The sequence below is a fragment of the Acidiferrobacterales bacterium genome, assembly GCA_028820695.1.
Classification (GTDB): Bacteria; Pseudomonadota; Gammaproteobacteria; order Arenicellales; family JAJDZL01; genus JAJDZL01.
Window position 1 is genome coordinate 95,564 of sequence record JAPPIB010000042.1, and the last position, 22,868, is coordinate 118,431.

Sequence of the window (22,868 nt, forward strand, 5' to 3'; positions counted from 1 at the left end):
GCTTACCACCGGGCGCTGAACTCAAAGCCTATGCGGTCTAACGGGTCTGCGGCATCGCTGTGCCTTCGCGTCGCCTGGATGTCGAAGGAAAAGTCCACGGCACCGGCCCGGGAGGCAGGAGTCAGTTTCCATCCGAGGCGGTAATCGCGAACGCCGGTGGCGCGGCCGAGTTCCATATTCGGGCTGCCGGTGAAGCGTCCCGAGAAGACCGGGAAGCCGTAGGCCGCCTCCATCGACCAGCGGGTGGCGGTGCTGCTAGGGGAACGCTCTGCCACCGGATCGGGGGCGAACAGCGCATCGAGGCCGCCTTCGGCCTGTCCGCCCCAGTTCTGGCGAAGCGCGAGCGACGGGCCGCGTGCCGAGACCGGGTCAGGATCAAAGGCGAGCGAAGCCGAGTAGCCGCGCTCCTTGAAGCCATCGGCGTCGTGGGTGACCAGCCTTCGGCCTGACATTTCGAGCGCAAGGCCAAGGGCCGGGTCGCTCCACGCAATGCCGCCGCCCAGTTCGATGCCAAAGCCGGTTTCGGCATCGCCGCCGTCATGGCGCACGCCGGCCTCCAACTTCGTCTCGATCCGGCTGCCGGCTTCAAGTTCGGTCCGGTAGCTGCCTTCCAGGCCGAAGCGAAGGCGCGTCACTTCGGAATCCGATGCCGCCAGCCTGTTCGTCCTGTCCGAGACGGTGCGCGTCCACAAGCCGTCCGAGGTCACCGCCAGCGCGGGACCTGATCCGTGCGCCTGCGGCTCAATCACCTCGCCGCGCAGGCCCGCTGCCGCCATCGTCCAGGCCAGATCAGAGCGGTACGAGCCGCCCGAGTCTGGCTTCAGCGTCATCTCGCCGCTGCCGTAGCCGGCTGCGCCCCACAGATTCAACCGCTCCGAGACCTTAAGCGCCGCATAAGGCACCGCCGAAGTCAGCGCCGCCTTGACATCGCCGTCGCCATGCCGCACGGCACCGTTGCAAACAACCGTGCTGCCGGGACAGGCTTCAGGCCCGGTGGCGGAATCCGCATACCCGCCCTTGCCGCTCGTTTGCATCAAAATCAGCCCGACCAGCGAGTCGTCGCGGGCATAATCCGCACCAAGCATGACGTTGGCGGCGTCGCCATCAAGCGAGAAGCCGCCTTCCTTGCCATTGAACTCCGACTGCGCCGCCCGGCCCCAAACGGCCAGGCTGCCGCCCGCACCGTCCTTCTTCCCGGTCAGCGTGAAGCTGCTGCCAAGCAGCACCTCGCGGGGCGTCATGGAATACGACTGCACTCCGGTGTCGCGGCCGGAGCCGAGCCTGTGTGCGCCAGCGCCAATCCCGCCATCGCCCCGGACGACGCTGCCGGAAGCAAAGGCGCGGGTGACCCGACCCGGCATTTCATTGCCGCCCGCCGCCGGTTGCGATCCGGAACCGAAGTTCAGTGCCTGTCCGGCGAGGGTACTCTGCATGCCTTCGATACGCGGCGCCGCCATGCGCCCGGCAATACCGTCGAGCGCCTGTTCCGCCGCAGCGCGACCGAAGCGCGACAGCCACGCCGCCGGCATCGGATCCGAATTCACGATCGTACCCACCGCAACCCCGTCATCGATTACCGCACCGCTTGGACTGTACAGCTCCACCTCAAATGTCTCCGCCCCCTCATCGTGACTGTCATTGTAGATATAGACCCAGAACCGCTTCTCAGTCTGGCCCGCCCACAACTGCAGCACCTGGTCCATCGCAAAATAGTCCTGGCCCTCCTCGGCCGACACCGGCGTGGACTCGCGCGTGCGCCAGTACACCGACACCGCCTGCTCCGAGGCGGAGGAGAGCTTCACAGTGAACCACATCAGCTTGTCCTTCTCGTTGACGCTCTCATCGCCGATCGTTAAAACCGGACCGGTGCCCGAGACGTCGTTGTCACTGACCTTGACCGATGCCGCATCGTCAGGCGCGGCCGCTACCGTGTAGCCGGTGCCGGGATCAAGCGTCGCGGTGATCGAACCGTCGGCTTCGTCCGCGCTGTCGTCGTCTGTCGCCACCGAAAACGCAGCGCTGCCGGAGACCGGAATGCTCACGGTTATCGATCCGGTTGCGCCCGACGCGGCGAAGTCGCCCGTCTCGGTGACCGTCACGGTCACATCGAGCGCCGCCGACGGCGCCGGGCTGGCCGTGATCGTAAAAGTGGCCGAAGCGCCCTCTGTCACCGCATCGCCGGCCGCGATGCTGACTTCGGACAGAGACTCAGCTTCGTCATTGTCGCGCACCGTTACCGAGGCGCTCGCCTCACCTGCGGCCACCGTGTAGCCGGTGCCGGTATCGAAAGTCACACTCACCGAGCCGCTGGCCTCGTCCACGGCATCGTCGTCTGTTGCAACCGTCAAGGGGGTTTCCGCCTGCCCGGCCGGTATCGTCACCGTGCGGCTGCCCGCACCGGGTGCGGCGAGCACCGCACCGCTCTGGGCGACGGTGTATTCGACCGTCAGGTCGGATTGCGGAGCCGGGACCGCCTTGAGCAGGAAGCCCGCCGCCACACCTTCTGTCACTTCACCGCCAATCGTGCCAGACACCACGGCCACCACCGGCACGGAATCCTGCTTCACCTGTGTCGGCTGAACTGCCGCCGTCTCCAGGCATTCGAGCGCCGTCAGGAAAGGCTCCCAGCCGTGCCACGACTTCTCCCGCTCACGCGCCTCGGCGGCGGTGAACGGTGTCAGGGTGCGGCCATCCGCCGTCCAGTCCGACGCCTTGCGCTCGCCAAAGGCCATCAGCACCCGGAACCACCTCGCCCCTCGCACCGAATGGGTCTCGTTCATGTCATAGTAGTGCTCGGCGGTGGCCTTGAGCTCGTCGGACGCGCAGGCTGCCCGGGTGTCGGCGCTTTGCTGTGTGCCGAGCGGCGCCACATCGAGCGTCGCCGTTCGGGCAAGGCTGTCGAGCGGCTGCACCTGGCTGTTCCCGTCCAGGTACTGGGGCGTCACCGTCACGGTGAGCGTCATCGGCTCCGAAGACTCGTGCCGGATGGTCGCCGAGGTGCCCGTCACGTCGGGCACGGTGCCGGTCAAAGGCGCCAGCGGGTCGCTGCCCACGGCCTTCCACGACACCCCGTAGGAGGTCGCATGCTCTACCGCATCCCAGGTCACTGTTGCACTCGCATCGTCCACCGCAGCGACATTGACGTTGGAGACCGCCGCGGTGGGAATCTCAACCGCGGGTGCGCTGTTCGTCTGGGGAGCCGCCTGGCCGGGCTCGAAGACCGTCACCGGCCATGTCAGCCGCCATGAGTGCGTCCCGTCCCTTCCCCAGGTCAGGTTGATCGCCGTGACCCGCAGTTCGGTCCTGTCCGGCGACGGACAGGCACCGCCGTTGTCGGTGGTGCAGCCGCCGGTATAGCTCGCGCTGTGGCCGCGCAGGCGCACCACATGCTCGCGCTTCGAGGCTGTAAAGGTCAGATTGTCGTCATAGGTTCCGGCAGGGAGTGCCTGCCCGTCCCGCCGGGTGGCGCTCGCCACCCCTTTTAACCAGGTGCCGACATAGACACCGATCCGCTTGCGGCTGCCATCGGGAATGAGTTGCTTGCTGACGCGGATCCGAAACTCCTTGTGACGGCCCTCTTCGACGGCAATCTCCCCGCCCGCCGGAGGCAGGTCCAGGACCTCGATCGGCGGATCGTTCTCCCTGACATCGACCGACACCGTCCAGCTTTTGCCGGTGGCGCCGGGATACACGTCGTTGGTGACCGTGCCGTCGCGCGTCACCGGATACATCGCCCGCACGGTGTGCAGGAGCGGCACTGGCTTCAGGTAATGGTCGGCGCAGGCAACCCTCGCCTTGACAGTCTGCCACTCGTTCCAGTTGCCCGGCGTGAAGGTCAGCCACAAGCCCTTGCGGTTGCGGCCACCGTCATTGTTCCCGACGAAAACGCGGTTCATCTCCGCCCCGGGGGTGCGTGAGCCGAAGCGGTCGTTGGGATCCTGCACGACAACCGGCACCTCGCCCGGCGGTTCTGTCCGCAGCTTCACCTTGTAGCTCGGCCCGTGATTGCCGTCGCAGCCGTCGGCCTCGTTCCAGGTGAGGTGCGTGCGGTCAAACACCAGACCCGGAACCTCCCCGATCGGCGGCTCGATGATGCCAAGCGCAACTCCCGTGCCCCGCGTCACGCCGGCGGGAAGGCTGCCGGGGACGATGACCAGGTCGAACCGCTCCTCCCCTTCCTTCAGCGAATCCGCGACGGTGGAGATCGTCGCGGTCGCGCTGGTCCGAAGCGGCCGGATGGTGAGCGCGATGTCGCTGCTGTCGTAATCGACGCCGTGGCCGGTTGCGCCACCAATGGGCGAGCTCATCGCGATCCGGACCGGCGTGGCCGCAAGCCGCGGGCTCGACAGCGTCACCGTCACCTGCATCCCGCCGCCCTCGCGCACGCGGTACTCCGGCTGCGAGAAGGACACGGTCCAGGTGTTCGCCATCGTGAAGCTGTTGTCGTTGGTGTCGCCCCTTCGCACCGTGTCGAGCGCGTTGCCTTCGGAGTCCTCGATGTTCTGATCGCTCGCGAAACCGAGCGTCACCGTGCCGTTGAGGTCGTACAGGTCGCCGCCGGAGACGAAGACGTGGTAGACCTCAGCGGAGATCTTCGCCACCCCGGTGATCCGGGCCGTGGTGCCCGAGACCTCGAAGTCGGCCGCGTCCACGTTAAGCGGCGCCTTGGAGAATGTCACCCGCCAGGTCAGGACGTCGGAATTCGTCGTCTCCGCAGTCGGCTCGCGACGCTCCATCGCACTCACGAAGAAGTTGGCGTTGTCAATCACGTAGGTGTTGTCGTTGGTGCCCGTGGGCGTGGTGTTGGAAAGCGCGTTGCCGGCCTCGTCCTCGATGTCCTGGGCACTCGCGAAGCTCAGCGTCACCGTGCCCTTGAGATTGTCCAGATCGCCGCCGGAGACGGTGACGTCATAAGCGTTGGTTTCGCCGACCTGCGAGGCGCCGGTCACCGTGGCGGTGGTGCCCGAGACCTCGAAGTCCGCCGCGTTCACGTTCAACACCACCCCGTCGAAGGTCACCTGCCAGGTCAGGCTGTCGGCATCGGTCGGCGAGGTGGTCGGGGACTGGCGCTCGACCGAGGAAACCACCGGCGCGATGCGGTCCACTTTGAAGCTGTTGTGGTTGTCGCCCGTGGGCGTGGTGTCGGAAAGCGCGTTGCCGGCCTCGTCCTCGATGTCCTGGGCACTCGTGAAGATCAGGTAGACAGTGCTAGAATCGAGGCTTGTCGAGGCGGCGACGTCGTATGCGTTCGTGCTCTCCACCTGCGACACGGCCAGCGTGATGTTGCCGCCGGGCGCAACGTTGGAGTTTGGAACGAGTGAAACGGCGAAATCCGCCGCGTTCACGTTCTGCACCGCCTCGTCGAAGGTCACCCGCCAGGTCAGGCTTCGGCTGTTGGTCGGCGAGGAGGACGGGGACTGGCGCTCGATCGAGGTCACGCGGGGCGCGGTCGTGTCGGAGTCGTCGTCCTCGACCGTGTAGGTCGCGGTGGACGTGCCCAGGGTCACACCGGTTGGGGGACTGACCAGGGACAGCGTGGCGATGATCGTCTCGTCGGACTCAGCGGTTGTGTCGCCATTGATCCGCATGCCGAAAGTGGTGAAGCTGGTTTGTCCGGCAGAAAAGGCAACATTTGAGCAGGCCAGGTTGTTGACCGATCCGCCGAGCAGCTTCTGGTAGTCATCGCCTGCGCTTGCGCCCCGGGTTGCCGTGCCGCTGTAGCAGACCCGTGTCTGGACCGTGGACGAAACCGCATCCGACAGGCTCACCGTGAAGGACTTGTCCGTCGTGCCCGTATCCCCCTCGGCCGCATCGACGGGAGCGCTGATGGATGCCGTCGCCGTGTCGTCGTTCTTGATCGTGTAGGTCGCCGTGGCGGTGCCCAAGGTGACGCCGGCGGGGGGATTGCCAAAGAAGGATATGGTGGCGATGACCGTCTCATCGGACTCGACGGTGGTGTCGCCGCGGACCCGTATGCCGAATCTCGTTTCGGACGTCTTTCCCGCAGACACGGCGGTATTCGTGCACCTGCTTGTGTTGGGCGCGCCGCTGACCAGTCTCCGATAGTCATCGCCCGCGCCGTTTCCCCGGGACGCCGTGCCGCTGAAGCAGATCTGATAAGAGACGATACTCGACACGCTCTGCGACAGACTCACCGTGAAGGTCTTGTCCGTCGTGCTCGAATCTCCCTCGTCCGCATCGGCGGGGGCGGTGATGGACAGTGCCACCTCGTCGTCATCCTCGACCGTCACCGTGGCCGAGGACGGGTTGCCCACACTGTAGCCGGTGCCGCTGTTCAGCGTCACCGTCACGCTGCCGTTCGGTTCATCCGTGGTGTCGGCCTGCGTGGCGACGGTATAGGACGCGGAGGACTGGTTGGCGGGGATCCGCACGGTCTTGGAGCCCAGGTTGCCACCCGCCACGAAAGACCCGCTCTGGGTGACGTTCACGTCGACATCCAGGTTCGCGCTTGGCTCCGGGTCGGACTTCACCGTGAAGGTCGCCGCCGTGCCCTCCGTCACCGCCGGACCGCCCGAGATCGTCACATACGGGTCGTCGTCGTTCTGGATCGTGTAGGTCGCCGTGGAGGTGCCGAGCGTCACACCGGCTGGTGGGTTGACCAGGGAGATCGTGGCAATGATCGTCTCGCTGGGCTCGCTGGTGGTGTCGCCGCGGATGCGGATGAAGGCTCCGTCGTATCTTGTGTTTGTGCTGAAATCATAGTCTTGTGTGGAGCAGCCGGGAAAGAGAAAACCAGTCGACCCAAATGTGATGTAGTCTTCAGCACCGGAAAACGTAAATGCAGAGACGTTAGGGGAACCGGTTTGTGGGGTGGCCCTGGTCGCCGTTCCTCCGCTGATGCACAATTGTACTGTGACATCCTGCGACAAGGTCGACGAAGAGGTAATGTGGAAGACCTTGTCCGTCGTGCCCGAGTTGCCCTCGTTGGCATCGGCATCCGCGCTGAGGGACACCGTGATGTTCGTCTGCGCAGCGGCCGGGGCGGCGAGGCCGAAAAGCAGGGGCAGGGAGAGTAGCAGTGCGGCCGCTAAACGGCGCAGGCAGCGAGTGGAAGGGGAATAAAAACTATCGGAGGAAGAAGTGGGTCGGGGGGGGGCGGAGTGCCTTAGACGGTGCCGCCGCGAAGACGCAGGAAAGGCGGTTCGACTTTATTGTCCTCGTCAAAACACTGCCACATCCCAACGCTTGTTGCAATCGCGCCCATACCGTCCGCTTCGAATCCATCACAATTCCCTCCGTTCTGGACCCCAAGGCCCCAAATATCGTACAGCCCAAAATGCTAACGCCCCGAAGAGCGTGCCGCCGAATGTAGCCGCAGTATATCAAAAACCCAAAGCATCAAGTAAGACTTTCCCACGCTAAAAAAAGATAAAAAATTGTACAACCGCCGCAAAAATTTACCTGCGGGGCTGGCTCTTTTCGTTCGAATTTAGGGACCTGCAGTCGAGGATTTTGCAAGGTAGGCGCATGATATAATTTCGCATCAGTGTACCCATGACAGAATTGAGCCGAATCATCGCGTTCAACGACCTAGATCAACACGTGAATTCGTGCATCCACTCCCTATCCATTCAACTCAGCAGTCGATAGAAATTGAGGATCTCGTAAGGCGGGATTACGGTATTTCTGGCTACGAACTGATGCAGCGCGCAGGCCGCGGAGCGTTCGCGAAGTTGCGGGAATTATGGCCGCAGTGCCGGAAAATCGCCGTCCTTTGCGGATCCGGCAATAACGGCGGAGACGGTTATGTTTTCGCATCCGAGGCACTCGACGCTGGAATGGATGTCGAGGTTCGCTTTACCAACGAACCGAAGACAACACAAGCACGTACGGCGAAAGAGAAGTTCCAAGATCGCGGGGGTAAACTTGCGCCTGACCGCCTTGACAGCGGATGTTCGGAGTTTGATGTTGTGATCGATGCGTTGCTTGGTATCGGATTGAACAAGAAAATTACCGGTCGGATGGCTGATGCGGTGAATGTGGTCAATCGAACTTCTAAACGGGTGATGTCGCTGGATGTTCCAACCGGGGTGGATTCGGATTCAGGCGCGCTGGTTGGTCCTGCGGTCGTCGCTGGCGCTACCGTGACATTCATTTCGCCCAAGTTGGGCTTGTTCTGTCTCCCGGCGAGCGAACACGTCGGTCGCCTGTACATCGATACTCTTGATGTACCGAAAGACGCGTATGGCAAGGTCGGAAACGTCGCAAGTCTGGTGGATCCGAACGAGTTTGGCCCCAGGATTCCAATTCGAAAGCGTGCTGCCTACAAAAACAGCGTCGGCCAGGTCTTGATCATCGGTGGGAGTGAGTCAATGGAAGGTGCCGCCTTGATGGCAGCACAGGCTGCCTATCGCTCCGGTGCCGGCTTGGTGTCAATTGCGACGTTGGGTGGCGGAACGTCTCTCGTCCCCCTGCACTCAGTGGAGGTCAGGATTCACAATGTTGCTGAAACGTCCGATCTGGAAAGGCTGATCGAAATTCACGACGTTATCGGCATTGGTCCCGGACTCGGACTGAGCGATTTGGCTCGCAAGAGTGTTGAGATTGTTGGAAAGTCGGACAAGAGGATTGTTGTGGATGCAGATGGGTTGACAGCACTTGCTGGAACCGGACTGGCAAGCGACAATTGGATACTGACCCCGCATCTTGGCGAGGCCGCCAGATTGCTGGGAACGACGACAGATATGATCAGAACAGAACGATTGAACACGGCATCCAAAATCGTCGAACGATACGGTGGAGTCTGTGTGCTCAAAGGCCAAAACACCGTCATCTCAACGAATGAGGAGAACTGGATTTGCATGCGAGGAAATCCCGGAATGGCGACCGCAGGAATGGGTGATGTGCTCACCGGTGTGATCTGCGGTATCTGGGGTGCAGGAACAAATATGGCAGTTGCAGCCAGGGCCGGCGTGTGGATACATGCAGTTGCAGGAGACGAGAGTGCGGCCGATCAGGGTCAGGTCGGGTTGATGGCAACCGATTTGTTGCCCGGAATCCGAAGAGCCGTCAACCATGTACTCGACGATGCTTGAATCGGGGCGTAGCGAGCTGGACATGCAGACACAATGGATTATCAACTCTCGGCGCAAAGTTACGGACCTGAGCGAATATCTGGCGCATAATGTTCGATGCGGTAGTTGCATGTATTTTGAAGGCGATCTCGGGGCTGGGAAAACGACGTTGGTCCGTTCGGTTTTTCGAAATTTGGGTATAACCGGAGCGATTCCGAGTCCGACATTCTCAATCATGGAGACATACACGACGCCTGACGGTCTGGAATTGCTGCACCTCGATCTTTATCGGATTGAGAATCCACAGGAACTGGCTCTGATTGGACTCGATGAGTTCACAAAGGATGATTGGGCGTGGTTTATCGAGTGGCCGCAAAACGGTGCTGACATCATTCCGGACGCGGACATGCGCATTGGCCTGCGTCACGCCGGGGACGCAAGAATTGTGGAATTTCCTCGTGAGTCAGATGGAGTGCTGGAGTGAGATGGCAAGCAAGTTGGATTCGGTATTCATTCGTCTGATCCTGCTGTCATGTTTTGCGATGCCATCGTCGCAGCTTTGGGCGGCAACCGTCACCGACGTCAGAGTCTGGAACTCGCCTGAACGAACCCGAGTTGTTCTTGACGTCAGTGACAGCGTCTTTTACAACATTTTTGAACTTGACAATCCCTCTCGTATCGTCATCGACATTGCACCGGGAGAGTTTGTCGGCAAAGTACCGGCCAAATCAAAACTTGGCCCCCTGATCAGCTCATTCAGGGTCGGTGGCCAGGAAGGTACTGTACGTTTCGTGCTGGATCTCAACTCTAAAGTCAGCCACGAGCACTTCACTTTGCGCCCAAATGACATTTACGGTGACAGGTTGGTTGTTGACATCAGTTCGCCGACGCAGCCGAAGCGAATTGAGCCGAAACAGAAAGTTGCCAACAAAACCGACTTTCTGGTCGTGATTGATGCAGGCCATGGCGGTGAGGACCCGGGTGCGATTGGCGCAAGAAAGACCTATGAAAAGCATCTTGTCCTGCAAATATCAAAGAAACTAAAGAGGTTTATTGACAGCCAGGCCGGATTTCGTGCTGAACTGACCAGAAAAGGGGACTACTATATTCCACTGCGCAGACGCACTCAGATCGCAGAAGAGAAAAATGCCGACCTGTTTATTTCGATCCACGCGGATGCATTCACCCGAAGAAGTGCACATGGTGTTTCAGTATTCGCACTGTCAACCAAAGGTGCAACCAGTGAACGTGCGAGGGCGATCGCGAACAAGGAAAATTCAACCGATTTGCTCGGCGGCGAGAATTTGTCCGGTTACGACGATGCTGTCGTCGATGTAATGGCCGGCCTCGCACTCGACAAGCAGATCGAACGCAGTCTTGATATTGGCGCAAAAGTCAGATTGCGACTCTCAAGCATCGCCAGGATGCATGGCAATATGGTCGAACAGGCCGGCTTTGTGGTGCTCAAGGCACCGCAGATTCCTTCCATTCTGATTGAGGTCGGATTCATCTCGAATCCTGCAGAGGAGAAGAAACTGAAAACCGATGCCTATCAGGACCGGCTGATCAAGGGTATCGGCAAAGCTGTTGTACAATTTGTCAGGGAAAACTCCTGGACTCAGGATGATTGGAGAACTGCCAGTAATTGATGGCTACCACTACACAAACCCCATTTCGTCAAGTGCCGCCTAAGTCGAGAATCAGAGTTCTTGACGACAATGTAATCAACAAGATCGCCGCCGGAGAGGTGGTGGAGCGTCCTGCTTCGGTACTGAAAGAGCTGATTGAGAACAGTATCGACTCCGGTGCCCGCAATATAGAGATACAAGCGCATTCCGGCGGCACCCAGAGCCTGCTGGTACGGGACGATGGCTGCGGAATCCCGCATGATGAGATAGAACTCGCCCTGTCCCGTCATGCCACCAGCAAGTTGAATCAATTCGATGACATTGAATTGATCGAGACTATGGGATTTCGCGGTGAGGCTCTGCCAAGCATCGCTTCGGTCGCCCGGGTCAACCTGTCAACCCGAACTGCTCAGGATAGTCATGGCTGGCACGTGCGTTGTGAGGGGGACGGTATGCTTTCGCGACCACAACCCATTCAGCACGAGGTTGGTACCACTGTAGAGACTATGGACCTGTTCTTCAATGTTCCGGCCCGAAGGAAATTTCTGAGAGCGGAAAACACAGAGTATTCTCATCTGGATCGGCTCGTAAGACAGATGGTTTTGGCGCGCACCGATATCCATTTCGTGTTCACCCACAACAAGAATCGTGCAACCCGATACCAGGCGGTCTCCGATGAGGACTCCATGCGCACACGTCTGGCAACGGTTTTGGGAGATGACTTCGGCGACACTTGCATCCGGGTGGAACTGACTTGGGACGATATGAAAATAAGCGGATGGGTGAGCACGCCTGATCAGACCCGCTCCCAGCCGGACCGTCAATACCTGTTCGTAAACGGCCGTAGCATCCAGGATCGCCGGATCATGCATGCTGTCCGGCAGGCATACGTGGACGTACTGTATGATTCATCGAGATTTCCTCTGTGTGTGCTGTATCTGGAGGCCGATCCGAAGTCAGTCGATGTCAATGTACATCCGACCAAGTCGCAGGTTCGTTTTCGCAGGCACAACGATGTCTATCGGGCAGTGCTTCGCGCTGTCAGCGGTGCTCTGAGAAGTGAGCGACCGGGTCTGCGCATATCAACGGCCGCATCATCGCAACCTCATACTCACCACTCCTTTCCAACTCCCTTGCAGGGATCATTCCCGCTGCGGCCCGACAGCGATTGGACTGCGTTGTCCGGCGGACGTCCGGGTATCGGGCATTCGTCCTTGTCCGGTACTGAAACTGCGACCGATGCGGACATTCCTCCGCTTGGTTTCGCGCTGGCTCAACTCGGTGGAGCCTACATACTTGCCGAGAACGAAAAGGGGCTGGTTATAGTTGATATGCATGCCTCGCACGAACGGATCACGTATGAACAACTGAAAAGAGACTTTGAGAATTCGCAACTGAAGTCTCAGGAATTGATTGTGCCGATCATCGTAATGATGACAACACAGGAAGCAGACGCTGCCATGAATTACAGCGAAGCGCTGGCCCATCTCGGATTCGACATAACCATTTCTGGTGAGAATGTTGTCTGCATACGTTCAGTGCCGGAATTTCTGGGCGACACCGACGCCGGGCAGATCGTGCGCGATATCATCGCGGATCTGATCGAACACGACGACTCCAAGCGGGTGGAGCACATTCGGAACGAGATCTTGGCCTCGATTTCCTGCCACACCGCGATTCGGGCGAATCATCAACTCAGCATTCCTCAGATGAACGGATTGTTGCGGCAGATGGAAGCGACGGAGAATTCCGGTTATTGCAGTCACGGTCGACCCACCTGGAAGCAGTTTTCCATCGACGAACTTGACAAGTTGTTCTATCGAGGACGCTAGAGCTGAAGTTACCCAAGAACGCGACCCCTGAAAGCGATACTCGACCCTATGTCGTCTTCATTCTGGGACCGACGGCAGTCGGGAAAACCGGACTCGCCATTGACATCGCCTCAAGAATGTCGGTGGATGTCATCAGTGTTGACGCTGCGCAAGTGTATCGCAGTATGGATATCGGGACGTCAAAGCCATCGGCAGATATTCTCGCCCGCATACCACACAGGTTGGTCGATATTTGTGACCCGTGGGAGCGCTATTCGGCTGGGAGATTCCGTACCGATGCCCTGAACTGCATCCAAACTGCCATCTCACAGGGTCGCGTGCCCTTATTCGTTGGTGGAACCATGTTCTATTTCAAGGCGCTGCAAGACGGATTGTCTGACCTGCCGCCGCGATCCGAGGAGTACGGCGATAACATCAGGAAGGTTGCGAGTGTCCACGGATGGCCTCATCTGCATGACGAATTGTGCATGATTGATCCGGACGCAGCACAAAGGATTTCACCCAATGACACCCAGAGAATCGAGCGGTTGCTGCAGATATATCGGCTTAGGGGTATTCGGCCCAGTAAGTTGATGCAGGCCAGTCAGCCGACGCCGCTATCGTTCAACATCCTGAAAGTGGCGGTGGTCCCCAGTGACAGACAGAATCTGAGGACACTGATACAGGATCGATTCCAGGATATGCTGAATCGCGGGTTCATCAATGAGGCGCATCAGCTTTTCCGCTCACCGAAATTCGATCGTTCATTGCCGTCGATGCGCAGTGTCGGTTACAGGCAGGTCTGGCGGTATCTTGAAGGTGAAATAAACAAGGAAGAACTGACCGAAAGTGTCGTCACCGCAACGTGTAATCTCGCCAAGCGCCAGCTGACCTGGATTCGCAGCATGTCAGATGTATTCTGGGTGACTCATGATCTGAATTGCCCGACGAAATCCATTTGCAACTTGTACGAAAATATCTCAGGCTGACAGATTGGAATGACTATTCGCGTTATAATTGGCACATACCGATGCTCAAGAAGGAAGCAGGCATCGGTTTCAATAAACAAGTGCCAACCTAACAGACTGATATGGAAATTGTATGAAGAATCATCAAAAGGGATCATTGTTGCAGGAACCATTCTTAAATGAGCTGCGAAGACAGAAAGTACTGGTATCGATTTACCTGGTCAATGGCATAAAACTCAAAGGACAGATCGAATCGTTTGATAGATTTGTCATTCAGTTGAAAGCGAGTGTTACTCAGATTGTCTACAAACACGCAATCTCAACGATTGTGCCGGACCGACCCATTCAGTATGAATCGGATTGAAGAGCTGAGTATCGATACCAAGGTTAATTTTTCCGGGCGCATATCGGACAATCAGTCCGACACCGTACGAGAGCGGATCGGATAGAAAAAATCTCGTGTGGCGAAGTTTCAGCTAGGCACCGAGCGACCAGAATCGCAGAACGACGAGGAATTCGCCGTCATTGTGCGGCAGGATTCCTCTCCGATCAGTGTTGCGTTGGATAATCTTGAAGAGATTCAACTGCTGGCTGAGGCAGCCGGTGCGCAGGTTGTCGGTACAGTTGTGTCGAGACGCGCCCGTCCGCACAGCGGCCTATTCGTGGGCAAAGGCAAAGTAGATGAACTGCATTCACTTGTAGCTTCGACATCAGCGACGATTGTGATCGTCGATCATGCAATCACACCGGTGCAGGAGAGAAATCTCGAAAACGCTCTGCAGTGCCGTGTGATTGATCGCACCCGACTCATTCTCGATATTTTTGCCCGAAGAGCCTCAAGTCGTGAAGGTAAACTCCAGGTCGAACTTGCACAGCTCAAGCACTTGTCGACCCGTTTGGTACGAGGTTGGACCCATCTGGAGCGGCAAAAAGGTGGTATCGGACTGCGGGGTCCGGGTGAGACTCAGCTCGAAACAGACCGCCGTTTGATCGGGCGTCGCATCAAGACCCTCACACAACGTTTGGAGAAAATCCGCACCCAGCGGGAACTGCGGCGAAAGAGCAGAAAGAAGGTACCCATTGCCACAGTGGCGCTCGTCGGCTATACCAACGCCGGCAAGTCCTCACTTTTCAATCGGCTTTGCGGTGCCTCTGTCGTTTCCAGAGACATGCTGTTTTCGACGCTTGATACGACCATGCGTCGTCTTGAACTGCCTGGATTCGGACCGGTAATTCTATCGGATACTGTGGGTTTTATCCGAGAATTGCCGCATGGCCTGATTTCGGCATTTCATGCGACGCTGGAGGAAGTGTCGAGTGCTTCAATCCTGTTGCATGTTGTTGATGCTTCGTGCAATGATGCCGATGATCGCATCGAAAATGTCGAAGCTGTTCTCAGTCAGATTGGCGCAGACGAGGTCCCCCGGGTCCTGGTCTATAACAAGGTGGATCTGACTGACCATCAAATTGGCCGTAGAAAGAGTGTAAACGATGAGTTGGGTCGCGTTTGGCTGTCGTCCCTGACCGGACAGGGCATCGACGCGTTGATGGGGATTCTGGTCGATCATTTTTGCGCCAAGCGCCTGTTCGGACGAATCCGAATACCCGTCACAGCAGGTAAATTACGTTCGTATGTGTATCAGCATATGGAGGTGCTGAACGAAAGCTACGGCGAAACTGGCGAATGTGTTCTGGACCTGGAGGTTTCTGTAAGTGATGCCGATTGGCTTGAATCAAATCAGGAGTTCAAGGACGAATACTGGCAGGTTCGCCCCGAACTTCATGCGAAGGCTCTTCAATAAGACAATTTTCGTCCGCTTCACAAACGTCTTGGAACTTCGGGCTAATTCTCCGCATAATGTTCGTATAATGAACCGAAACAGTTTCGAATACCACCATATTTCCCGCCTGACTCAGTTTGAGATTTTGAGTTTGAAATGTAATTTCATCCATGATGTTGTGGGATTGATATTGAATTTAAGAGGTTAATGACCCTATGCCATGGGATGATTCAGACCCTGGAAACAGAAAACCTAAAGATCGGCGCGGCGGCCGTAGCGAGCCACCTGATCTTGATGAAATTGTGAGCGATTTTCGCAATTCAGTTTCACGTTTATTCGGCGGACTGGGCAAGAGTGGATCGGGCGGATCAGGAGATTCGTCCGGCGATTCACACGGAACCGGTACACCTGCCCGAAAACCGCGTGGCCGTCAATTCATCATTACGCTTGTTGCGGCCATTGCGTTTGTCGTATGGGTTACCAGCGGGCTATATGTCGTAGAGCAAGGCGAGCAGGGCGTGGAACTGCGATTCGGCAAATACACCCAGACCACAGGAGCCGGTCTTCGCTGGCACATGCCCATGCCGATTGAAGAAGTCCTGATTGTCAATGTCCAAAAAGTCAATACTGTTGAGGTCGGTTACAGAGTCAATGAACAGAACCGCCAGCTCAACCCGGTTACTCGTGAAGCACTCATGCTTACAGCCGATGAGAACATCATCGATATCCAGTTTGCGGTTCAGTACGACATCAAGGACCCGAAGGATCTGCTGTTCAACGTCAGTGATCCGTTGCACCTGGTCGTGAGACAGGCGACTGAGAGTGCCGTTCGGGAAATCGTCGGCGGAAATTCAATGGATTTTGCCATTACTGAGGGTCGGGCAGAAATTGCCCAGGGTACCAAGGTCTTGTTGCAGGAGATTCTGGATCGTTACAAGACTGGTGTCAATATCCGTGCTGTCGAGATGCAAAATGCGCAACCGCCTGCAGAAGTCAAGGCGGCGTTTGATGACGCAGTCAAGGCCCGTGAGGATGAGGAGCGTCTCAAGAACGAGGCGGAAGCCTATTACAATGATGTAATTCCGAGAGCCCGGGGGCAGGCTGCCCGCCTGCTCCAGGAAGCCGATGCATACAAGGAGAGCATCATCGCACGCGCAGAAGGTGAGGCATCCCGCTTTGAGCAGATTTTCGAGGAGTATGAGAAGGCTCCTCAGATTACGCGCGTCAGACTCTATCTCGAATCGCTCGAACAGGTACTGAACAATTCCACAAAACTGCTCATTGACCAGACGAATGGAAACAACATCATCTATCTGCCTCTCGATCAGATTATTCAGCGTCAACAGGATCGGGACGGCAATTCGAGCAGGAGCGGTAGTGCATCGAACCCAGGATCAACATCCAATTTCGTCGAATCTTCTAACCGCGGTACAGGCCGAAGCGGCCGTATCCAAGGATGAGTGGAACTACGCGGAATAACTGAGGAAAATCAAAATGTCGGCTAAGTCCATAATTTTAGGTGTTGTCTCGATCATCGTGATCGTGCTGGCCTACGAGACAGTTTATTTTGTCGATGAGCGCGAAAAAGCGATCATTTTTCAGTTCGGGCGAATTGTGCAATCCCACGATCAGCCTGGATTGCATTTCAAGAAACCGTTTATCAACAGTGTGCAATTCTTTGATGCACGTATTCAGACCATGGATGCTGACCCGGAACTTTATCTGACCGGAGAGAAGAAAAATCTGGTCGTGGATTCATTCGCCAAGTGGCGGATTCGCGATGTCGCCAAGTACTATGTGACAGTCGGTGGACTTCAGTCGAACGCTCGTGCACGACTTGCGCAGAGAGTGAATGACAGCCTGCGTCAGGAGTTTGGTAAACGGCAGGTTCAGGAAGTGATTTCCGGCGACCGCGCTGAGATCATGGAATTTGTGCGTCTTGCAGTAGACAACGAAGCTGCGGAGTTTGGAGTGGAAGTCGTTGACGTACGCCTGAAACGAGTCGACCTTGACCCGGAAGTCAGTGAACGTGTGTACAGCAGAATGGAAGCTGAACGTGCCAGAGTCGCCAAGGAATTGCGAGCGAAGGGCGCGGAAGCAGCCGAACGGATTCGGGCGGACGCCGACCGGCAACGCGAAATTACAATCGCTAATGCTTATCGTGAGGCGGAGAAAGTTCGCGGTGAGGGTGATGCGACAGCCACACTGACCTATGCGAATGCCTTTGGACGAGATACCGAATTTTTCAAACTATACAGAAGTCTGAATGCATACCGAACCACATTTCAGTCGAAAAATGATTTTCTGATTCTTGAACCGAACTCGGAATTCTTCCAGTACTTCAAGGGGAATATCGCAGATAGCAGTACGATGGCAGCGCAGGATGCGACCATGACCGTAACCGGTCAGTGAAATGACATGGAAGGTCTTTGTTGCTGCACTGGGTCTGGCATTTGTAATCGAAGGAATTGTTTATTTCACCATACCTGATATTTCTCGTAAGCTCATAGCCTGGTTGTTGGGGTTGGAACCGAGTGTTGCGAGACGAATAGGGTTGTTTTCCATCTTATTCGGACTTGTGGTTTTGTGGATTGCGAGTTCATTCTAGCAATCTATCGTCCTCCTTTGACAAACACCTTGAACGGCAGGAATGCCGTATTGTTGTGAGTTTGAATTTTCCCTGAATTTGATCGGTTGGCCGGCATACTATGAACAAATCTTGGACACAGTTGGATGGTGTCGAGCAGATTCTGCCATGTGACGGCTGGGAGATCGAGCAGCTGAGACGGAAAATTCTTGACTGTCTGAACTCCAACGGCTACGAATTGGTGATTCCTCCGCTGGCTGACTTCGTCGAATCTCTCCTTGGCGGTACGGACGCAGACCTTGATGTGCTGACGGTAAAGGCACCGGACCACGTCAGTGGCCGACTATTCGGCATTCGTGCGGACATGACGCCCCAAGTGGCGCGCATGGCTGCACTTCGTCTTCCTGTACAGAGTAGTGTTGTGAGACTTTGTTACATGGGCTCTGCATTGCTCGCGCGATCGCCAAGTGTCGGTGCCAGTCGGGAGATTCTCCAATTCGGCGCGGAACTATTTGGTTCCTCTGATTTGAATTCCGACTGCGAAATCATCCATTTGATGGTTGATTCGCTGCACATTGCCGGAATTGAGTCGCTGTCCGTATCGCTCGGACACGTCGGAATCATTGAGGAATTGTTCTCGTCACTGAAAATTCCCAAGTCACTTGAAAACGATGTGCTTGAAGCACTCAAGAAGAAGTCTATCCCAGACCTTGAGGAATTGTGTCGCAAGAGCGAACAATTGAAACAGACGATGGATGTGTTCAGTGAGCTGACAAGACTGCATGGCGATTCGAAGACGATCGAACAGGCGAAATGTCTGTTGAGTGGGATAAGTGCACGCATTGATGCCTTGCTCGTTGAGTTGGATTACGCGGTGAGCTGGATACTCAGGGAACTTCCTGATGTCTCCTGTCATGTGGACTGCGCACTCGTTGGAAGTTATCGCTACCATACCGGAATCATTTTTTCTGCCTATGGACCTGGATATGGTCAGGCATTGGCGAAAGGCGGCCGTTATGATCTTGTGATGTCAACTTACGGAAATCCCTGTCCGGCGACCGGTTTCAGCGGAGATCTCCGACTGCTGAGTCGTGATCTTCGAGGCGAGTGCCGAAAGGGGATTCTGGTTCCACATGGCGAGCAATTGCCTGAGACTGTAATCTCCGAACTGATTGAAAAAGGTAGCCGTGTCATTCGCCAGATGCCCGAGCAGGCGCAGTCTTCATTGCACTCGGTCTGCGACCGAAGGCTCGTTGTGCGCGATGGTGAATGGGTTGTTGTTCCCATGGATGACGAAGGTGGTGTGAGTTGAGCATTCAGACTCTGGCAATTTTCGGTGGGCAGTGGGGAGACGAAGGAAAGGGAAAGATCGTCGACTGTATGAGTGCCCGTGCCGATGCTGTAGTACGGTTTCAGGGTGGGCACAACGCGGGCCATACTCTAGTTGCAGACAATCGGAAGGTGGTCGTGCATCTGATTCCCGCAGGCGTGCTTCACCACCATGTACAGGCATTCATCGGCAACGGGGTTGTCCTTTCCTTGGAGGCGCTTCTCAAGGAGATGGACGGTATAGCTGATCATGTACAGAATTTATCGCATCGTCTCCGAATCAGTGAGGATTGTGTATTGCTTCTTCCCAGTCATGCGGCCTTGGACCAGGCACGCGAGACTAGCAAGGGGAAACAGGCGATCGGTACCACCAGCCGCGGCATAGGTCCCGCCTATGAAGACAAGATTGCCCGTCGCGGTATCAAGGCACACGATCTTTTCGACTCGAACGTATTGACAGATAAGGTGACGCAGTTGCTGGATTACCATAATTTCCTGTTGGATCGGCGATATGGTGCGCCTCGGATTGATACTGATGAAGTACTCGACTTTCTGCTGGCTGCCGCTGAGTGGGCGGTTCCGATGATTGCGGATGTCAGTTATGAAGTAAGTCGGTTGATTGACGACGGAAAGAAGGTTCTCTTTGAAGGTGCGCAGGGTGTAATGCTGGATATTGATCACGGGACCTATCCGTTCGTGACTTCGTCGAATACCGGAACTGGGGCAATTGCCACTGGAGGCGGGATTCCCGTCTCGCGGGTGAATCATGTCATGGCTATTGTCAAGGCTTATACAACCCGGGTCGGGTCCGGCCCTTTTCCGACAGAGCTGGATGACGAGGTCGGGTTGCGGATCGCCGAGCGAGGCGCTGAATTCGGCGCGACAACAGGACGCCCCCGTCGTTGCGGATGGTTTGATGCGGTGACCGTTCGTCGTGCCCACCAGCTTAACGGTTTCAATGGCCTGTGCATCACCAAACTCGATGTGTTGGATGGGCTTGATACCATAAAGATATGCACCGACTATCGAATCCGTGACATTGTCAGCAACAATCTGTCATGCAACGCTAAGAATCTTGGTGAATGTGAACCGATCTATCAGGAAATGCCCGGATGGGATGGTTCGACACTCGGGATGACGCAATACTCGGATTTGCCGGACAATGCAAAGAAGTATCTGGATTGCATATCGGAGTTATGTGGTGTGCCAATCGACATCATTTCGACAGGACCTGAACGCAAGCATGCGATTTTCAATGAATCTCTGTCGGAGTGGACCTGATTGAGTTGCAGATGGATTGAGTCGGTCGCAATAATCCTTTCGGATTTGAGGGACGACGTGTGCATCTTGCGGCGAAAACCGCATCCGGTGATATCAGGATTCAGATGATAATCTTATCATTGACTTGTATTTTTCCGCTTTTTCGAATCTGTGCGCGCAATCCAGCTCGGTGCAGCCATTGCTTGACAAGTTTTGGATGGCCAGTCAGCCCGCTCAGGTAGGCACACGGCTCACATAAACGAATTCCGGTCAGTGTCACTTCGCCGACCGTGAAAGTCTTGCCAACCAGACTGTTCAAGTCAACGCCGCGCGTGAGGATATTTCTTCTCGATTGCGAATAATCTAGTTCGATGGCGTGGTCTTGCTTGAGTTCCTCAAAAGCTTCCAATTCAATCAGCGACACTTCCTGATCGGGTTCAATCTCCGGCTTTGAGAACGTGCCGGACAGGGAATAATACCGGTCTCCCATCAATCCCCGTCCTTCCACAGCGGAAACCGAATCGACAGAATTCATTTCTCCACCGGATTCTGGAGTGGTGAAGATTTTCATTACGATTGCTGCAGTCATTACGATATGTCGCCTGATTTCAGAAGAATGTCCGTTGGTTGGTCTCAAGCCACAGTAGTATACATTTATCTGCCAATTGACGGTTCGCCGTGCACCTTGGAGGCAACAAATTGCGCAGTACGACGGAACTTCAGAGTAACATTGAAACATTGATTTGAATCAGTCATAGCAGTTCAGATGAACCTTTTCAAGGCAATCTCGCAATTTATCGTCAGTCTCTTGTTGCATCTGTTCAATCTTGCGAAATCTTTCCTTGGGTCTCGAAAGAGTTTCGTTGAAGCGGGAAGTCAGAGTTACCGGAGGTTTCGTCATATGGACGAGAACCTTCCCGACGATATTGAAGATGTACTTGAACTGTCGGCGATCTTGGAAGTCAGGGAATATGATCTATTCGGACTTGCATATCAATGGTGGTTTGGACATCCGGCAAACAATCGTGTACTGGAGTCTCATTTTGGAAGATATATGTTCAACAAGATCGTTCCGCATTGGATGAGACACTATAGCAGGATGTTGCTTGAGATGCGCGAACAGGGAATTTTGGATAGAGAGAAATTGGGGATAAGCAGGCTGCCGAATGCAACGCCTCAATCTGTACGGGCGGGACTTCGCTATACAGTCATTATATTTTCCCTGTTGGGATTGCTGATTTTGATTGCAGAGATGGCGGTAAAGTTCACCGCATTTACCTGCATGTTTCCTCCCTGTTACTGATTTTCCTGATTGGTCTATGGATATTATTTTCCTGATCGTCACGGGCGTTGTTGCGGTTCATGCCCTTACATATCGAACGGAAGATGGTGAAAGAGATACCGTTCGGCTGCTGTTCGGCTGCATAGCTCTACTGTTTTTCTTTCGAGTCCTGTTTGCCGACGTTCTGGAGGTATGGAACTGACCCGAATCGCAATTTTTCTGGCGCAGACCGATTGACAGGGCCTTGCGCCCATGTTTTGGGTCAGTCAGATCCAGGAATCTGGATGTCGTGGCCGTTTTACCGCTGATGGTCGGTACTATTTTTTGTAGGAACGCTGTTCGGCATCTATTTCCGGAACCTTGAGCAGACGATCCGATTCCGGCTTTGCCAGTTCTGCGGCGATGTAAGCTGCTCGTTCCGCTATTCCAGGTGGTCGCTCCGGCTGATTTCTCAGAAATCGTGTCAGCCAGTGAGGCCCTTCAGTAATTTCCGGGTCCAGCTGAAGCGCGGTCACATAATCCTGCAATGCCAGTTCATGATGCCCCATCCGGTCGTGCAGAATGCCCCGATTGGCATAAGTTCCGGCAAAATTCGGTTCAAGTGCGATGGATTCGTCAAACACCTTGAGGGCGTCTTCAAATCGATCAAGTTGCATAAGCGAGCGCGCCCGCCCTCTCATTGCATGGATGTGTCGGGGGTCCTTCCCCAAAGCAGCTTCATACGAACTCAGCGCCCGTGCATAAGCTGCATCCTCGAACAGTTTGTTCGCTGCGTGATATTCAGTATCTCCAGGCGCACGTTCCTTGAAGAATCCATCATAAATTCCCCATGCCAACCATCCGAGTGCCAACACAATCGCTGTGTACTTGAGAAATTGATACAAACGGGGATCCACAGTCGTGTCAACCAGCATCAAGCAGACGGAAATTGAATAGCATGGAAAATGCAAGACAAACGACAATCGCTACGAAATAGGCGCGTCTTTTCTGCCCCTGTAATTCTTCCGGAGAAAGATTTTTTTGGAGTCTTCGTTGCATTCTTCGCACGCTCACAGTCCAGATCAGCTGCCCTACGGGGTAAAGCAGAGCGGCCGTCATAGCGATTACCCACAGGTAATATGACGTCAGTGCTGACATTTCGGCTGTTGCTGATCTAATGATCGATGGGGGTCGCTTCGTGCTTTGTC

Annotated in this window: 17 protein-coding genes; 13 read left to right on the forward strand and 4 right to left on the reverse strand. The window is 55.9% G+C overall.

Going from position 1 to position 22,868, the window contains the following annotated elements; all coding sequences use genetic code 11:
- Positions 1–2: 2 nt before the first annotated feature.
- Positions 3–6,974 carry a hypothetical protein gene (locus OXI60_06220; GenBank protein ID MDE0309412.1) on the reverse strand — a complete coding sequence of 2,324 codons (6,972 nt, stop codon included), beginning with the start codon at positions 6,972–6,974 and terminating at the stop codon, positions 3–5.
- A gap of 597 nt (positions 6,975–7,571) precedes the next feature.
- Between OXI60_06220 and OXI60_06225 the strand changes: the two genes are divergently transcribed.
- The 11 genes from OXI60_06225 to OXI60_06275 all read left to right on the forward strand — a co-directional run bounded on the left by OXI60_06225 (position 7,572) and on the right by OXI60_06275 (position 20,420).
- Positions 7,572–9,056, forward strand: a complete 1,485-nt coding sequence (locus tag OXI60_06225) for an NAD(P)H-hydrate dehydratase (GenBank protein MDE0309413.1) — start codon at positions 7,572–7,574, stop codon at positions 9,054–9,056.
- Complete coding sequence (tsaE, locus tag OXI60_06230; protein ID MDE0309414.1) at positions 9,037–9,519, forward strand: tRNA (adenosine(37)-N6)-threonylcarbamoyltransferase complex ATPase subunit type 1 TsaE; 483 nt, start codon at positions 9,037–9,039, stop codon at positions 9,517–9,519. The genes OXI60_06225 and tsaE overlap by 20 nt, the downstream gene beginning before the upstream one ends.
- A gap of 1 nt (position 9,520) precedes the next feature.
- The gene (locus OXI60_06235; GenBank protein MDE0309415.1) at positions 9,521–10,684 is read left to right on the forward strand and encodes an N-acetylmuramoyl-L-alanine amidase; all 1,164 of its coding nucleotides are present in this window, start codon (positions 9,521–9,523) and stop codon (positions 10,682–10,684) included.
- Positions 10,684–12,495 (forward strand): DNA mismatch repair endonuclease MutL, encoded by a 1,812-nt coding sequence (mutL, locus tag OXI60_06240; protein MDE0309416.1) that lies wholly within the window; start codon positions 10,684–10,686, stop codon positions 12,493–12,495. Before OXI60_06235 ends, mutL begins: the two co-directional genes overlap by 1 nt.
- A gap of 62 nt (positions 12,496–12,557) precedes the next feature.
- The gene (gene miaA, locus OXI60_06245; GenBank protein MDE0309417.1) at positions 12,558–13,463 is read left to right on the forward strand and encodes a tRNA (adenosine(37)-N6)-dimethylallyltransferase MiaA; all 906 of its coding nucleotides are present in this window, start codon (positions 12,558–12,560) and stop codon (positions 13,461–13,463) included.
- 112 nt (positions 13,464–13,575) lie between these two features.
- On the forward strand, positions 13,576–13,806 hold the full coding sequence (gene hfq, locus OXI60_06250) for an RNA chaperone Hfq (protein ID MDE0309418.1): 231 nt from the start codon (positions 13,576–13,578) through the stop codon (positions 13,804–13,806).
- A gap of 97 nt (positions 13,807–13,903) precedes the next feature.
- Entirely contained in the window at positions 13,904–15,244 is a 1,341-nt protein-coding gene (gene hflX / locus OXI60_06255; protein MDE0309419.1) for a GTPase HflX, read from the forward strand.
- A 194-nt stretch (positions 15,245–15,438) separates the two neighbouring features.
- Positions 15,439–16,683: an FtsH protease activity modulator HflK gene (hflK, locus tag OXI60_06260; protein MDE0309420.1), complete on the forward strand. Its 1,245-nt coding sequence runs from the start codon at positions 15,439–15,441 to the stop codon at positions 16,681–16,683.
- A gap of 34 nt (positions 16,684–16,717) precedes the next feature.
- A complete protein-coding gene (gene hflC, locus OXI60_06265; GenBank protein MDE0309421.1) occupies positions 16,718–17,635 on the forward strand; it encodes a protease modulator HflC in 918 nt (305 codons plus the stop codon).
- Positions 17,636–17,931: 296 nt separating this feature from the next.
- Entirely contained in the window at positions 17,932–19,122 is a 1,191-nt protein-coding gene (locus OXI60_06270; protein MDE0309422.1) for an ATP phosphoribosyltransferase regulatory subunit, read from the forward strand.
- The gene (locus OXI60_06275) at positions 19,119–20,420 is read left to right on the forward strand and encodes an adenylosuccinate synthase (protein MDE0309423.1); all 1,302 of its coding nucleotides are present in this window, start codon (positions 19,119–19,121) and stop codon (positions 20,418–20,420) included. The genes OXI60_06270 and OXI60_06275 overlap by 4 nt, the downstream gene beginning before the upstream one ends.
- Before the next feature lie 100 nt (positions 20,421–20,520).
- Here OXI60_06275 and OXI60_06280 read toward each other — a convergent pair whose 3' ends face one another.
- Entirely contained in the window at positions 20,521–20,970 is a 450-nt protein-coding gene (locus OXI60_06280) for an MOSC domain-containing protein (protein ID MDE0309424.1), read from the reverse strand.
- A gap of 330 nt (positions 20,971–21,300) precedes the next feature.
- Between OXI60_06280 and OXI60_06285 the strand changes: the two genes are divergently transcribed.
- Both OXI60_06285 and OXI60_06290 read left to right on the forward strand, forming a co-directional pair.
- A complete protein-coding gene (locus tag OXI60_06285; protein MDE0309425.1) occupies positions 21,301–21,702 on the forward strand; it encodes a hypothetical protein in 402 nt (133 codons plus the stop codon).
- Positions 21,703–21,718: 16 nt separating this feature from the next.
- The gene (locus tag OXI60_06290) at positions 21,719–21,883 is read left to right on the forward strand and encodes a hypothetical protein (GenBank protein MDE0309426.1); all 165 of its coding nucleotides are present in this window, start codon (positions 21,719–21,721) and stop codon (positions 21,881–21,883) included.
- 115 nt (positions 21,884–21,998) lie between these two features.
- Here the strand turns inward: OXI60_06290 and OXI60_06295 are convergent, their stop codons facing one another.
- The gene (locus OXI60_06295) at positions 21,999–22,577 is read right to left on the reverse strand and encodes a tetratricopeptide repeat protein (GenBank protein MDE0309427.1); all 579 of its coding nucleotides are present in this window, start codon (positions 22,575–22,577) and stop codon (positions 21,999–22,001) included.
- A 7-nt stretch (positions 22,578–22,584) separates the two neighbouring features.
- Positions 22,585–22,818, reverse strand: a complete 234-nt coding sequence (locus OXI60_06300; GenBank protein ID MDE0309428.1) for a hypothetical protein — start codon at positions 22,816–22,818, stop codon at positions 22,585–22,587.
- Positions 22,819–22,868: the final 50 nt, after the last annotated feature.